Source organism: Amycolatopsis sp. NPDC033938 (genome assembly GCF_055575975.1).
In genome coordinates this window covers 194,009-207,032 of the sequence record NZ_JBVIRO010000008.1, presented here as the reverse complement: position 1 = coordinate 207,032, position 13,024 = coordinate 194,009, and the positions used below count along the sequence as shown (strand labels likewise).

At 68.0% G+C, this 13,024-nt stretch carries 17 protein-coding genes; 9 read left to right on the top strand and 8 right to left on the bottom strand.

The annotated features are described in order from the left end of the window. Positions 1 to 310: 310 nt before the first annotated feature. Together ACZ5ZX_RS21945 and ACZ5ZX_RS21940 are read right to left on the bottom strand one after the other, a co-directional pair. A complete protein-coding gene (locus ACZ5ZX_RS21945) occupies positions 311 to 619 on the bottom strand; it encodes a hypothetical protein (protein ID WP_465503827.1) in 309 nt (102 codons plus the stop codon). A gap of 34 nt (positions 620 to 653) precedes the next feature. Further along, complete coding sequence (locus ACZ5ZX_RS21940; RefSeq protein ID WP_101610400.1) at positions 654 to 1,124, bottom strand: hotdog fold domain-containing protein; 471 nt, start codon at positions 1,122 to 1,124, stop codon at positions 654 to 656. Positions 1,125 to 1,186: 62 nt separating this feature from the next. On the opposite strand from ACZ5ZX_RS21940, the gene ACZ5ZX_RS21935 reads away from it, so the two are divergent. Then, positions 1,187 to 1,780 (top strand): acid phosphatase, encoded by a 594-nt coding sequence (locus tag ACZ5ZX_RS21935; RefSeq protein ID WP_465503826.1) that lies wholly within the window; start codon positions 1,187 to 1,189, stop codon positions 1,778 to 1,780. Beyond that, the gene (locus ACZ5ZX_RS21930) at positions 1,780 to 2,262 is read left to right on the top strand and encodes a GNAT family N-acetyltransferase (RefSeq protein WP_465503825.1); all 483 of its coding nucleotides are present in this window, start codon (positions 1,780 to 1,782) and stop codon (positions 2,260 to 2,262) included. Before ACZ5ZX_RS21935 ends, ACZ5ZX_RS21930 begins: the two co-directional genes overlap by 1 nt. A gap of 4 nt (positions 2,263 to 2,266) precedes the next feature. Here ACZ5ZX_RS21930 and ACZ5ZX_RS21925 read toward each other — a convergent pair whose 3' ends face one another. Further along, complete coding sequence (locus ACZ5ZX_RS21925) at positions 2,267 to 2,773, bottom strand: hypothetical protein (RefSeq protein WP_465503824.1); 507 nt, start codon at positions 2,771 to 2,773, stop codon at positions 2,267 to 2,269. Positions 2,774 to 3,051: 278 nt separating this feature from the next. Between ACZ5ZX_RS21925 and ACZ5ZX_RS21920 the strand changes: the two genes are divergently transcribed. Then, on the top strand, positions 3,052 to 3,978 hold the full coding sequence (locus ACZ5ZX_RS21920; protein ID WP_465503823.1) for a diacylglycerol/lipid kinase family protein: 927 nt from the start codon (positions 3,052 to 3,054) through the stop codon (positions 3,976 to 3,978). 273 nt (positions 3,979 to 4,251) lie between these two features. Next, a complete protein-coding gene (locus ACZ5ZX_RS21915) occupies positions 4,252 to 4,506 on the top strand; it encodes a WhiB family transcriptional regulator (RefSeq protein WP_037306843.1) in 255 nt (84 codons plus the stop codon). A gap of 290 nt (positions 4,507 to 4,796) precedes the next feature. Here the strand turns inward: ACZ5ZX_RS21915 and ACZ5ZX_RS21910 are convergent, their stop codons facing one another. After that, positions 4,797 to 6,320, bottom strand: a complete 1,524-nt coding sequence (locus ACZ5ZX_RS21910) for a sensor histidine kinase (protein ID WP_465503822.1) — start codon at positions 6,318 to 6,320, stop codon at positions 4,797 to 4,799. Between the two features lie 106 nt (positions 6,321 to 6,426). Here ACZ5ZX_RS21910 and ACZ5ZX_RS21905 point away from each other — a divergent pair, with 106 nt between their 5' ends. Continuing rightward, positions 6,427 to 6,501: a 50S ribosomal protein bL37 gene (locus ACZ5ZX_RS21905; RefSeq protein WP_098515123.1), complete on the top strand. Its 75-nt coding sequence runs from the start codon at positions 6,427 to 6,429 to the stop codon at positions 6,499 to 6,501. 67 nt (positions 6,502 to 6,568) lie between these two features. Here ACZ5ZX_RS21905 and rsrA read toward each other — a convergent pair whose 3' ends face one another. Together rsrA and ACZ5ZX_RS21895 are read right to left on the bottom strand one after the other, a co-directional pair. Then, the gene (gene rsrA, locus ACZ5ZX_RS21900) at positions 6,569 to 6,892 is read right to left on the bottom strand and encodes a mycothiol system anti-sigma-R factor (protein WP_465503821.1); all 324 of its coding nucleotides are present in this window, start codon (positions 6,890 to 6,892) and stop codon (positions 6,569 to 6,571) included. After that, entirely contained in the window at positions 6,889 to 7,527 is a 639-nt protein-coding gene (locus ACZ5ZX_RS21895) for a sigma-70 family RNA polymerase sigma factor (RefSeq protein ID WP_465503944.1), read from the bottom strand. The genes rsrA and ACZ5ZX_RS21895 overlap by 4 nt, the downstream gene beginning before the upstream one ends. A gap of 190 nt (positions 7,528 to 7,717) precedes the next feature. Between ACZ5ZX_RS21895 and ybaK the strand changes: the two genes are divergently transcribed. After that, positions 7,718 to 8,194, top strand: a complete 477-nt coding sequence (gene ybaK, locus ACZ5ZX_RS21890) for a Cys-tRNA(Pro) deacylase (protein ID WP_465503820.1) — start codon at positions 7,718 to 7,720, stop codon at positions 8,192 to 8,194. 105 nt (positions 8,195 to 8,299) lie between these two features. Next, positions 8,300 to 8,863 carry a hypothetical protein gene (locus tag ACZ5ZX_RS21885; protein WP_465503819.1) on the top strand — a complete coding sequence of 188 codons (564 nt, stop codon included), beginning with the start codon at positions 8,300 to 8,302 and terminating at the stop codon, positions 8,861 to 8,863. On the opposite strand, the gene ACZ5ZX_RS21880 is transcribed toward ACZ5ZX_RS21885, so the two are convergent. After that, on the bottom strand, positions 8,813 to 9,421 hold the full coding sequence (locus tag ACZ5ZX_RS21880) for an alpha/beta hydrolase family protein (protein ID WP_465503818.1): 609 nt from the start codon (positions 9,419 to 9,421) through the stop codon (positions 8,813 to 8,815). The genes ACZ5ZX_RS21885 and ACZ5ZX_RS21880 overlap by 51 nt on opposite strands. Continuing rightward, on the bottom strand, positions 9,418 to 10,176 hold the full coding sequence (locus tag ACZ5ZX_RS21875) for an SOS response-associated peptidase (RefSeq protein WP_465503817.1): 759 nt from the start codon (positions 10,174 to 10,176) through the stop codon (positions 9,418 to 9,420). The genes ACZ5ZX_RS21880 and ACZ5ZX_RS21875 overlap by 4 nt, the downstream gene beginning before the upstream one ends. 101 nt (positions 10,177 to 10,277) lie before the next feature. Here ACZ5ZX_RS21875 and rsgA point away from each other — a divergent pair, with 101 nt between their 5' ends. After that, positions 10,278 to 11,288 carry a ribosome small subunit-dependent GTPase A gene (rsgA, locus tag ACZ5ZX_RS21870; RefSeq protein ID WP_465503816.1) on the top strand — a complete coding sequence of 337 codons (1,011 nt, stop codon included), beginning with the start codon at positions 10,278 to 10,280 and terminating at the stop codon, positions 11,286 to 11,288. A 61-nt stretch (positions 11,289 to 11,349) separates the two neighbouring features. Next, entirely contained in the window at positions 11,350 to 12,222 is an 873-nt protein-coding gene (locus ACZ5ZX_RS21865; RefSeq protein ID WP_465503815.1) for an SCO4651 family lipoprotein, read from the top strand. Positions 12,223 to 13,024 lie beyond the last annotated feature (802 nt).

The following is a 13,024-nucleotide window of genomic DNA, read 5'->3' as shown; positions in this document are numbered from 1 at the left end:
GCTGGCGGTAGGTCCGTGAAGGACCCTTGCCTACCCTGAAGGTAGGGAAGGAGGCCTTCACGGACTACGCGATCGCTATCCGCAGCCTCAGAAACACCACCTCCCCCACCAGCCGCGGTGGCCGCGCGTGAAGGACCCCTTCCCTCGGCTCAGCCGAGGAAACTCGACCTTCACACCTTGCCCAGTACATGAAGGCCCCCATCCTTGCGCCTGGGTGCAAGAAGGGGGCCTTCACGTACTGCAGCGGCGAGCGACCACAGTGGCGTGGCAGGGCGCGCCTCGTGAGTGGCAATGACGGTTAGAACGACACTTACCGCTCACGACGCAAGCCGGCGAGGTGTTCGGTGACGCGATCGAGGAACCTCCTCAGCGAGGTCAAAGTGACCACTTCGCCGGTCTCGAAGGAGACGCAGGGAGACTTCTCGACATCAGGGTCGTAAGCCGTGACCGTGACCAGCGCGTCACCCGGCAAGACTGCGCCCGCCGCGGACGTTCCACCCCACGAAGACGGAGCCGGACGCGCCTCGCTCAGCTGATAGATCCAAGCTTCGTCGCCGTCCGGGCGGGTCGCCTGGACGCACAAGAGTTCGTCACCGTCCTCGAACACCTCGATCGCCATGCCGGAATCCTGGCATCCCGATCGGCGAAGGTGCTCACTTCTTCTTGGTCACCCAGATGGTGATGGTCGCGGTCACGACAGGCTTCCCGTTCGTGTCCGTGATCGTCACCGGGACCGGGAGCTCGAAGCCCTCGTCGCCGAATTCCGGCAGCTCCGGCAGTTCGGCGACGGCTCGAAGGCCGGTTTCGGCCTTCGCCACATAGGAGACCGTCATCCCCTTGGGCAGCCAGCGATGCGTCGTCGGGACGGTCGCCTCGGCGAGCATGCCCATGGCGATCTCGGCGAGGTTGCATGCCGCGATCGCGTGAAAAGTCTTGATGTGGTTGTAAACACCCCACCACTTCGGGGACGTCACCTCACAGCGGCCGGGACGCAGTTCGCGCACCGACGGGAGCACCGTCCGGAAGTACGGCACACGCAGGCACATCGCCGCCGAGAACAGCTGTTTGCCGACCGGCTTCCCGGCCAGCCTGTTCCACATCGCGTAGGTCGGATTCTGCGCCATCACGGTCTCCTCACCATGTTACTCATCAGTAGCATAACCGGACCGCAGGCTATATTCGCAACGTGGCTCATCGGCTCTTCCTCCTCCGGCATGGTCAGACCGAGTGGTCCGTCAACGGACGGCACACCGGCCGCACCGACATCCCGCTCACGCCCGCCGGCGAAGGGCAGGCCCGCGCCGCGGGCGGCACCTTGCGCGCCGTGCTCGGCGGCGCTCCCGCGCTCGTCCTCTCCAGCCCCCGCACCCGCGCGCTGCGGACGGCCGAACTGGCCGGGCTGCGCGTCGACGAGGTCACCGAAGAGCTGGCCGAATGGGATTACGGCGACTACGAAGGCGTCACCACCCCGGTGATCCGCGAGACCGTTCCCGGATGGACGGTCTGGTCGCATCCGATCCCCGGCGGCGAAAGCGCGGAGGACGTCAACACCCGCGCGGACAAGCTGATCGACCGCGTCCGCGAGCCACTCGGCACGGGTGACGTGATCCTGGTCGGCCACGGCCACTTCAGCCGCGTCCTGGTCGCGCGCTGGATCGGGCTGCCGTCGACGGCCGGCGTCCACTTCGGACTCGACCCGGCCGGCGTCGCGGTGCTCGGCGACGAACGCGGCGAGCCGCAGATCGAACACCTCAACCTGCTCCCCACCACGGAGGATTAGTGTCCGACGAGCGCATCCGGCGCATCAGGGAAGAAGACCTCGACGCCGTCGTCCGGCTCGTCTACGACCTCGCCGAATTCGAACGCGCCCCCGACGAATGCCACCTCACTCCCGAACAGTTGCGCACCGCGCTGTTCGGCGAGGCGCCTGCCCTGTTCGGGCACGTCGCCGAGGTCGACGGCGAAATCGTGGGTTACGCGCTCTGGTTCCTCAACTTCTCCACCTGGCGCGGGGTGCACGGCATCTACCTGGAGGACCTCTACGTCCGCCCCGAACAGCGCGGCTCCGGTCTCGGCAAGGCGCTGCTGGCCACCCTCGCGGCGGTCTGCGTCGAGCGCGGCTACGCCCGTCTCGAATGGTCGGTGCTGAACTGGAACCCGGCGCAGGGCTTCTACAAGTCCCTCGGTGCGGTGCCGATGGACGAGTGGACCGTGGACCGGCTCACCGACGAGCCGTTGAAGGCGCTCGCGGCACAGGTCTAGCGGTTTAGCGGCCGTCCTGCTCCTCACGCTCCCGGCGGGCGGCACGACCCGCGGCGCCGTCACGTTCGGCGGCCTCTTCCTCGGTCTCGCCCTCCCGCAGCCCGAGCGCCCACGCGCGCGAGGGGCGACGGAACAGCAGCACGACGACGAGGACGCCGACCAGGCCCAGCGGCACGCCCCAGACGGGTTGCCCGGACGGTCCGGCACCGTACCAGCCGACGCCGATCAGGATGAGCCCGACGACCACCCCCGGCGACCTGGCCCAGGTCTTCCCCATGGCCAGCCCCGCGGCGCACGCGAGCGTTCCGGCGGCGAGGACGAGGTAATAGGCGACCTCGGCCACCAGGTTCTCCGGTCCGGCCTGGCCGTTGACCAGTAGCAGGACCGCGAACACGATGAGGGCGAGCCCGGGGAGCGCGGTGATGGCCCCGGCGAGGCGGACTTCACGGGGCGCGGGCGAGAGCTTGTCGGCGATGGACACGGCGAAACAGCCTTCCAGGCTTCCGGACACGGCGCTCCATCAGGGCGGGTCACCGTACGTGAGCACTTTCGATCGTATGCCACCCGGTCGGCCGGTTTCCCCTGACCGCCGTGTGGGAAGAATTGGAAGCGTCGTCGATGAGCGGGCGGTCGGCCCGGGTGCACTTGTCACGACGAGCGACAGTCGCCGGCGATGAGGAGGAACGCCCGCCACAGGGTCATACGGTGTTGCTTCGAGGACGCACGGGCATTGAGCTTCGCGTCACCTGACGCTCCCCCCTACGGGCCGACGTCACTTACCCTGCGGTAGTGCGTGCCATCCTCGTCGTGAATCCCCAGGCCACCTCGACCACCGCCGGTGGCCGTGACGTGCTGGCCCACGCGCTGGCCAGCCAGGTGAAGCTCGACGTGGTGGAGACCGACTACCGCGGCCACGCGATGGCCGTGGCGCGCTCGGCCGCCCGTGACGGGATCGACCTGGTGGTCGCCCACGGCGGCGACGGCACGGTCAACGAGGTCGTCAACGGCCTCCTCGCGGACGCCGACGGCGATCCGGCCGAGATCGGCGACGTCCCCATGCTCGGTGTCGTACCGGGCGGCTCGGCGAACGTCTTCGCCCGCGCGCTGGGGATCGCGCACGATCCGGTGGAAGCGACGCATCAGCTCCTCAACGCCATCGAGAGCGACCGAAGCCGCAAAGTCGGCCTCGGCCTCGCCGACGGCCATTGGTTCACCTTCAACGCGGGCATGGGCTGGGACGCCGACGTCGTCGGCCGGGTGGCCAAGCGGCGGGGCAAGCAGACCACCGCGGGGCTCTACCTGAGGGCCGCCGTGGCGTCCCATCTCCGACCTCCGCTCGGTCGTCCGCCCCTCACCGTGCGGATCCCGGGTGAGGAGCCCACCGAAGTGCTGACCGCTTTCGTGTCGAACACCGATCCGTGGAGTTACCTGGGTGACCGTCCCGTGCACCTGAACCCGGGCAGCTCGTTCGACACCGGATTGGGGCTTTTCGCGTTGAGCGGTCTGCGGTTGCCCACCGTGTTCAAGCATGTACGGCAGGCATTGCTCACGAAGAGCGACCAACGCGGGCGACGTCTCCTTCGTCACGATGACCTGCCGATGATCCGCATTGACGCTGCTGAACCGGTAAACTTCCAGGTGGACGGCGACCTCGTCGGCCAGCGGACGAGGGTGGAGTTCTTCAGCGTCCCGGAAGCACTGACAGTAACCGTGTGAGAACCGGACCGCTGATCGCCTGCGGCAAAGTGGTATCTGCCGCTCATCGACGCAGAACCTCCGCTCACCGCATCGGCCTTCCCAACGGGAGGCCGTTTCGGAACGAAACCGCAGGTCAGGAGCGTCGCTCGGCCGGGTGAGCTGACTCACCGATCTTCAGAAAACCCTTGTCGAAACGGGTGCTTCGTGAAAGCATTCACAAGCACCCAAAAAAACGACCGCCATGACGACTATGGCGCGGAGTACCGCGCCGTTATGAAGGAGCTCAGAAACATGGACTGGCGCCATGACGCGGCCTGCCGAGACGAGGACCCCGAGCTGTTCTTCCCCGTGGGAACCAGTGGTCCGGCTCTGTCGCAGGTAACGCAGGCGAAGGCCGTGTGCCACCGCTGCACCGTCGCATCCGACTGCTTGGCCTGGGCTTTGGCCAGCGGGCAGGACGCAGGCGTCTGGGGCGGGATGAGCGAGGACGAGCGACGGGCCCTGAAGCGCCGTCGTACGCACATCGGCACGCGTACCTCCGCCTGAGTCTTTCGAGACTCAGCACTCTTCATCACAGCAACCAAAAGCTACATCCAAGCTTCGGGCCAATCCCGCGGCGCAATGGCTGTATGGCCGTGCGCTGCGAGGTGACACGTACCCGACTTGAGCTTAACAAGCGAGGCCGACACATCCCCACGGGGGTATGGCTTCACCGGACTTTTACCCAGTCCTCCCGCGGAACCGTTGCAGGGCCGGCGCCACTTCTCTTCGGGCGCCGGCCCTTAAACGTGTCCGGATCAGACGGTCCACAAAGGATGATCAATGGGGACAGTCCACTAGAGACGGCGGGAAAGCGGGATCCGCAAGGCCGCCTCGGTTCCCGCCCGGCGGCCGCCGCTTTCCTCTTGCTCCCCACGCAAACCGCGAAGCGACAGCGAACCGCGCAGTTCCGACTCCACCAGCGTCCGCACGATCTGCAGCCCGAGGCCGTCGCTGCGTTCGAGGGAGAAGCCCGAAGGCAGTCCGCGCCCGTTGTCGCGGATGACGACGTCGAGCCAGCGAGCCGACCGTTCCACCTCGAGTTCGACCTTGCCCGGCCGTCCGCCGGGGAACGCGTGCTCGATGGCGTTCTGCACCAGTTCGGCCAGCACCATCACCAGCGGCGTCGCGATCTCGGCGACGACGATGCCGAACGAGCCCTTGCGCGAGAGCCCGACCTGCGACTCGGCCGTCGCGACCTCGCCGACCATCGGCAGGACGTTGTCGAGCAGCTTGTCGAGGTCGACCCGCTCGTCCACGGAGATGGACAGCGCCTCGTGCACCATCGCGATCGACGAAACCCGGCGTACGGACTCACCGAGCGCGAGCCGCGCCTCCTCGCTGGAGGTCCGCCGCGACTGGAGACGCAGGAGCGCGGCCACGGTCTGCAGGTTGTTCTTCACCCGGTGGTGGATCTCGCGGATGGTCGCGTCCTTCGAAAGGAGGGCACGATCGCGACGCTTCACCTCGGTGACGTCACGCACCAGCACCAGCGCGCCGGCGGCCTGCCCGGCCGGGCGCAGCGGCAGCGCACGGAACAGCACGACGGCACCGCGGCGTGAATCCGCCTCGGTACGGCTGCTGGGCTTGCCGTCGAGTGCCTCGATGATCCGGTGCGACACCTCGGTCGCGTCGAACGGGTCGCGGATGAGCGAGCGCGTCAGCGGCGCGAGACGCTGCCCGACGAGGTCGGATTCGTGCCCCATCCGGTGATAGGCCGACAACCCGTTCGGGCTGGCGAAGACCACGGTGCCGGTCGGGTCGAGGCGGATCAGGCCGTCGCCGACGCGCGGGCTGGTGTGCGTGTCCGTCTGGTTTCCCGGGCTGGGGAAGGTGCCGTCGACGATCATCTGGCACAGGTCGCCCGCGCTGCCGAGATAGGCGATCTCGAGCGGGCTCGGCACCCGCGAGGCCGCCAGGTTGGTCTCCCGGCTGAGGACGGCGATCACCGTGCCGCCGAACACCACCGGGATGGCCTCGCGGCGCATCGGCAGGTCGCGGTACCAGTGCGGATCCTCTTCACGGCAGATCCGCACCTCGCGGCTCGCCTTGGCCAGCTGCGGATGCTCGTCCACGGTGAACCGGGAGCCGACGACGTCCTCCGGATGGGCCGTGGGCGCCGTCGTCGGGCGTGCGTGCGCGACGCAGACGTAATCCCCACCGTCGGGCTGCAGCTCCTCGGAGACGGCTACCCAGAGCAGGAAATCGGCGAAGGAAAGGTCGGCGAGCAGCTGCCATTCGGCGACCACGGTCTGGAGGTGGTCCGCGGCTTCGCCGGACAGACCGGTGTTCTCGGCGAGCAGATCGGAGAGGGTCGACACGTCCCCATCCAAGCAGGGTGAGGGCCGCATGACACACTGGAGCGGTTGACCCTGGCCCAGCGGTGTCGTATCACCCCGCGAGGGCCACTTGGACAAGGAGTGGAACATGTCGAAGCGCGCCCGCAAGCGTCGCGACCGTAAGAAGAACGGCGCGAACCACGGCAAGAAGCCCAACGCCTGATCATCGATCGGACGGCGAAGGCCCCCGCACCGGATTCGGTACGGGGGCCTTCGCGTGTCCGAAGTGGTTATTCGAAGGTCTGCTCGATCTTGACCTCGGTGCGCTCGATGGTGAGCGAGCCCTTGGTCTGCACGGTCTGGCGGATCGAGGCCCGCAGCCGGGACTTCAGATCGTCCGGCGCGTGGTCACCACCGCATTTCCGGGCGAGCAACTGCTTGATGTGCTCGTCGATGCCGTATTCCTCGAGGCACGGCGGGCAGTCCTCGATGTGCTTGCGCAGGGCCGCGTCGCGTTCGGCGCTGCACTCCTTGTCCAGCAGCAGGTAGATGTCGGCGAGGGCCTCTTCGCACTTGACCTTGTCGTCCGCGCCGCTGCAGTAGTCCTCGCTCATCGCCCCGCCACCTCCTGCTGTTTGCCGGCGCGGATGAAGCCCCGCTCGCGGGCGACGTCGGCGAGCAGGTCACGAAGCTGGGCACGGCCGCGGTGCAGCCGGGACATCACGGTGCCGATCGGCGTGTCCATGATCTCGGCGATCTCCTTGTACGCGAAACCTTCGACATCGGCGAGGTAGACCGCGAGGCGGAACTCCTCCGGCAGCTTCTGCAGCGCTTCCTTGACGTCGACGTCGGGCAGATTGTCCATCGCCTCGACCTCGGCCGAGCGCAGGCCGCTGGAGGTGTGGCTCTCCGCCTTGGCGATCTGCCAGTCGGTGATCTCCTCGGTGGGCTGCTGCACCGGCTGGCGCTGACGCTTGCGGTAGCCGTTGATGTAGGTGTTCGTGAGGATGCGGTACATCCACGCCTTGAGGTTCGTACCCGCCTTGAAAGAGGCGAAAGCCGCGTACGCCTTCAGGTACGTCTCCTGAACGAGGTCCTCAGCGTCGGCGGGATTCCGGGTCATCCGCATGGCGGCCGAGTACAACTGGTCGAGCAGGGGCATCGCGTCCCGCTCGAAGCGCTCGGCCCGCACGGCCACCTCTTCGGCGTCCGTGCCCGTTTCCGGCGCAGGATTCTGCGTGCTCGGCAAACCGTTCCCTTCCCGATCGGCGTCGATGCGCTTGTGCGCATGAGACGTCGCCGAGTTTACGCGCGGGCGGATCACCTGGCCGCCCGGCGTGCGCGGGATCAGGATTCGGGGAGCTTCCAGTGTGGTGGACACGTGCCTTTCAACAGCGCGGTCCGGCCGGGCATTCCCGGCGCGCTCGTAGACTCCGCCCATGGCAGGCAAGGGAACCCCGGCGACGGCGTTGCTGGCGAAGCAGAAAGTGCCGCACGTGCTGCACGCGTACGACCATGATCCGCGGGCCGAGTCGTACGGTCTCGAAGCGGTCGAGGCGCTGGGGCTGGAGCCCGCGCGGGTGTTCAAGACACTGGTCGCCGAGGTCGACGGGAAGCTGACCGTCGGTGTGGTCCCGGTCACCGGTCAGCTGGATCTGAAGGCGCTGGCCGCCGCCGCGGGCGGGAAGAAGGCGAAGATGGCCGACCCCGCGGCCGCGCAGCGCGCGACGGGGTACGTGCTCGGCGGGATCTCGCCGCTCGGGCACCGGAGCCGGCTCCCGGTGGTGATCGACGCCACGGCGGAGAAGTTCGAGACCGTGCACTGCTCGGCCGGGCGCCGGGGCCTGGAGGTCGAACTCGCGCCCGCCGACCTGGTGCGGCTCACCGGTGCCGTCCTGGCCCCGATCGCCGCCTGATCTCCCCCTCGCGAGGGAGCGAGGTCGTCCCGCGGCGGGAAGATCGGCCGGCCGGACTCGGGAATCGTCATCGGCAAGCGAACGACGACTCCTGGGAGCCCCGAAATGACCGACACCGTGCCCGGCGTACCGAGGTGGGCGAACATCGCCGCCCACGCGACGTTGCTGGCGACCCTGCCGTCCGGGCTGTGGCGGATCGCGATGGGCCTGGGCATCCCGGTCGGGTTCACCGCGCAAGGACTGGTGGAGTTCGGCATCCCCGGCTGGGGTACGGCCTACGTCTTCGGGCTGAGCATCCTCGCCGAGACACTCGCGTTCCTCACCCTCGGCCTCGTCCGGCCGTGGGGTGAGGTGTGGCCGCGCTGGGTCCCGGGATTGCGCGGCCGTCCGATCCCGCCGCTCGCGGCGATCGTCCCGGCCGCGGCGGGGGCGATCATCCTGACCGCGCTGGGTGTCCAGGGGTTGTTCGGCTGGGCGGAGGCCGGTTCCTCGATGTCGCCGGGGAGCTGGGAGACCTCGCCGGTCTACGGCGTCGTCATGACCGCCTGCTACGCCCCGCTCCTGCTCTGGGGTCCGCTGCTGGCGGCCGTCACCGTGCACTACGCCCGGCGGCGGCTCTCAGGTGAGCGGCCGCAGCACCCGCTCGAGCCACTCGGCGGCCGCGCGTGACACGCCTTCGAGGTCGGCGGTGAGGTTGTGGTCGCCCTTGAGCACCACGATCTCGTGATGCGGGCCGCCTTTGGGCAGGCCGAAGGGGTCACGCTCGCCCTGGATCACCAGGGTCGGCACCTCGACGGCGTCCAGTTCGGCCTGCCGGGTCTTCTCCGGCTTCCCCGGCGGATGTTCGGGGAAGGCCAGGCAGAGCACCGCCACCGCCTGCCCCGCCGCGGCCGTCCGGCAGGCGACACGCGCGCCGGAGGACCGGCCGCCGAACACGATCGGGAGATCGTCGAACCGGGCGGAGATCTCGTCGGCCACGGTGAGCCAGGCGGTGTCCAGCTGCGTGGCCGGAGCGGGCGCGCGGCGGCCGGCGACCCGGTACGGCTGCTCGACGAGCGCCACGTGCACGCCCACGGCCTGTGCCGCCCGCGTGACCTCGACCAGGTCCTTCGCCCCGATCCCGCCACCCGCGCCGTGGCCGAGCATCAGCACCGCGGCTCCCTCTTCGGCACAGTGCAGCTCGGCCCGCGCGGGGCCGTGGACGGTGTCGATCTCCAGCTTCGTCATGAGTTCGGCAGGTCGAAAAGCGCGCTGTCGGCCGCGGGTTCGACCCGGTCGAGCAGCTCCGGGCCGTTGTTGCGGACGTTGTTGACCAGACTGGACACCGGCCGCAGCTCGATCGTGTCGACCAGTTCCGCCGGGGGCGGGACGAGGAGCTCGGTGACGTCGGACAGGTCGGGGTCGAGCCAGGTGTCCCACTTCTCGCGCGGCATCAGCAGCGGCATGCGGTGGTGGATGTCGGTGAGCCTGCCGACCGAGTCCGTGGTGATCACCGAGAAGGTGATCAGCGGGTCCGCGTCCTTGTCGTCCTTCGGCCGCCAGGTTTCCCAGATACCGGCGAAGGCGAGCGAAGCGTCATCGGGGCCTGTCATGAAGAAGGGCTGCTTCTCCTTGCCGTCGCGGCGCCACTCGTACCAGCCGTCGGCGGGGACCAGACAGCGCCGCGACGAAACCGCCTTCTTGAAGGACGGCTTCTCCTTGGCGGTCTCGGCGCGCGTGTTGATCATCTTCGAGCCGACACCCGGGTCCTTCGCCCAGAACGGGACCAGGCCCCAGCGCATCATCCGCAGTGAGCGGACGGCCGGTTCGTCCTCGAGCACCGTGCCGTCGGCGTCCCGGGGATGCCGCTGCACCACGGTGGCGACCTCCTTGGTCGGCGCCACGTTGTGATCGGTCCGGATCCGGCCTTCGGTCAGGTCCACCGCGGCGAACTCGTCGATCAGCGCGGCGGGGTCCTTCGTGGCGGCGTAGCGCCCGCACATGCGAAAACCTCCTCGTCGAAGAGCCATCGTTACACGCTCGCCAGGCGATGGCGAGCGGCATGGGATCATTCTTCCGCGGTGTTCGAAGAGCAGGAGGCGGTTTGTCGGGCAAGGACTGGCGCAGACTGGACGAATCCGATGTGCGGATCCGTCCCGGCAAGGGCACCAGACCGCGCAGCAAACGTCGTCCCGAACACGCCGACGCCTCCACCGCGATGGTCATCGGGAAGGACCGCGGGCGCTGGACCTGCGCGATCGACTCGGATCCGGACCGGGTCGTCACCGCGATGCGGGCCCGCGAAATGGGCAGGGTCTCGGTCGTCGTCGGTGACACCGTCGGCATCGTCGGCGACGTGAGCGGCAAGCCGGACACCCTCGCCCGGATCATCCGGGTGGAGGAACGCTCCAGTGTGCTCCGCCGGACCGCGGACGACACCGATCCCTACGAACGGGTGGTCGTCGCCAACGCCGAACAGCTGCTGATCGTGACCGCGCTGGCCGATCCCCCGCCGCGCACCGGATTCATCGACCGCTGCCTCGTCGCCTGCTACGCGGGCGGACTCGAGCCGGTCCTGTGCCTGACGAAGGCCGACCTCGCGAGCCCGGACGAGCTCCTCGCCGGTTACGCGGGCCTCGACATCCCGGCCGTGGTCACCCGGCACGACGAGCACCCTGACGAACTGGCCGGACGGCTCAAGGACCGGGTCACCGCGCTGGTCGGGCATTCCGGGGTCGGGAAGTCCACTTTGGTCAACCGGCTGGTGCCGGACGCCGGGCTGGCGACCGGGGTGGTCAGCGCGGTCGGCAAGGGCAGGCATACGTCGGTCGCGGCGGTCGCGCTCCCGCTGCCCGGCGGCGGCTGGGTCGTCGACACCCCCGGTATCCGCTCGTTCGGCCTCGCCCACGTGACCGCGGACGACATCGTGCTCGCGTTCGAGGAGTTCGCCGAAGCGGCCGAGGAGTGCCCGTCGGGTTGCGGTCACCTCGGACCGCCGTCGGATCCGGATTGCGCGCTCGACGACGTCGTCACCGAGGGTCACGCCAGCCCGGAACGACTGGGCTCCTTGCGTCGCCTTTTGGGCTCCCGAGCCGGACATGATGACGAGCGGTAACTAAATTCGCGCTGGTGCGATACCCCGTTCGGATCAGATCGACTTTTCTGAGGGGTTCACTTTGAAGCGCGTAACCAAGCTCGCCGCGGTGGCCGCGGCGCTGGCCCTCGTGGTCACCGGCTGCGGCGCCCGCCCGAGCGCGACTGGCGAGAACAAGGGCGGCGAGCTGGCGCTCGCCACCCCGTTCACCGACGCGCTCGGCCTGGTCGAGGCCGCGAAGCAGGGCACGGCGAAGACCAAGTCCTCCAAAACGACCATCGACAGCAAGATCGGCAACAAGGTCACGGGTACCTTGACGGCGTTCTACGACGGCCCCGCCTCGAAGATCGAGGCGGACCTGACCGTCGACGGCGAACAGGGCATCCTGCGCCTGGTGAACCGGACGCTGTTCCTCAAGCTGCCGCCTTCCGAGAAAGCCGAACTCAAGACGGACAAGAACTGGGGGAAGGTCGACCTGGACACCGAAGACCCCCAGGCCAAGGCCTTCGGGAAGGCCATGGTGAAGTCGTTCGAGATGGGCGATCCGGCGAAACAGCTGGAACTGGTCGAAAAGACCGGCCGCATCATCCGTTCGGAGCAGACCCAGCTGAACGGCGTGCCGGTGAACCACTACTTCGTGGAATTCGACGGCAAGAAGCAGATCGACCTGTTCCTCGGCGATGACGTCCCCGCCAACGAACGGGCGAAGCTCGAGAAGCGGTTGGAGGGCAAGGATCTGCGGGTCCCCGCGGAAATGTGGCTCAACGCCGAGCAGCTTCCGCTGAAGATGACCATGGACATGTCCTCGTTGCTGAAGTCCGCCGGCAGCACCATCGAGGGTGAGGCCAAGTCGACCTACACCTACAGCGACTGGGGCGTGCCGGTGGAGGTCACTCCGCCACCGGCCGACGAGGTGGGCGACTACGCCGAAATGAGGAAGAGGGCAGGTAACTAGCCCCTGCTCCGCGTGAAGGCCTCCTTGAGGGACTCTGATTCCCTCAAGGAGAACCCGCATTTGGGTACCTACGCCTGACCTGGACGAGGGTGGCGGTTCCCCGGTCTGGTCCCTTGATCAACGGAGGATTCGGGACACTCAACGTCCCGAATCCTCCGTTGATCAAGCGTGTGCCCGCTCACGACCGGTGGACCGGCGATCGAGCGGGGAAGATTCCGGACGCTCAACGTCCGGAATGTTCCCCACCCGGACCGCACCGGCAACCCGCACAAGCTCCACACCAGTAGGTAAACAAAGGCGAGCCCCTCAAGGAGGCCTTCACGGACTTCAACCGGACGAATCACCCCTCGATGAATCCTTTATGGACAGTTGAGAACCTCAGAAACCGCCGCCTGACGGCAGGCGAGGAGCTCCCCGTTGAGCCGAAGGGCGTCGCGCGACTGCCCACAAGGGACACCTGCCGAAGGCTCGGTGTCCGCTTGATGACGCTATATACGGTTCCACAGGGGGGCGCGAGTGGCGAATAGGGTTAGCACTGGGGATGGGCGCTGGCGCGCCCGCTCGCGGATGGGATGCGAATCCCCTGACGCCCGGTTCTGATGCGCGTGAAGGCCCCCTTCCCTCGGCTCAGCCGAGGGAAGGGGGCCTTCACGCGCAAAGACACCACCACAAAAGTCCCCTTAGACACACCAGCCTCAGGTGCAACGATTCACGTACCAACCCTCATTGCCACTTACAACCCCCGCGCAAAACCGCGCAAAACACCCAAGTCGGACAGCCTTCTTAGGGAAGGTGCCCCTTG

Bases quoted from the DNA above. Each gene is read 5' to 3' on its own strand.
- ACZ5ZX_RS21880 (WP_465503818.1), bottom strand. From the start codon at position 9,421: ATGACGAAGCTGGAGATCGACACCGTCCACGGCCCCGCGCGGGCCGAG.
- ACZ5ZX_RS21875 (WP_465503817.1), bottom strand. From the start codon at position 10,176: ATGTGCGGGCGCTACGCCGCCACGAAGGACCCCGCCGCGCTGATCGAC.
- rsrA (WP_465503821.1), bottom strand. From the start codon at position 6,892: ATGAGCGAGGACTACTGCAGCGGCGCGGACGACAAGGTCAAGTGCGAA.
- ACZ5ZX_RS21915 (WP_037306843.1), top strand. From the start codon at position 4,252: ATGGACTGGCGCCATGACGCGGCCTGCCGAGACGAGGACCCCGAGCTG.
- ACZ5ZX_RS21945 (WP_465503827.1), bottom strand. From the start codon at position 619: ATGGCGATCGAGGTGTTCGAGGACGGTGACGAACTCTTGTGCGTCCAG.
- ACZ5ZX_RS21885 (WP_465503819.1), top strand. From the start codon at position 8,300: ATGACCGACACCGTGCCCGGCGTACCGAGGTGGGCGAACATCGCCGCC.
- ybaK (WP_465503820.1), top strand. From the start codon at position 7,718: ATGGCAGGCAAGGGAACCCCGGCGACGGCGTTGCTGGCGAAGCAGAAA.
- ACZ5ZX_RS21940 (WP_101610400.1), bottom strand. From the start codon at position 1,124: ATGGCGCAGAATCCGACCTACGCGATGTGGAACAGGCTGGCCGGGAAG.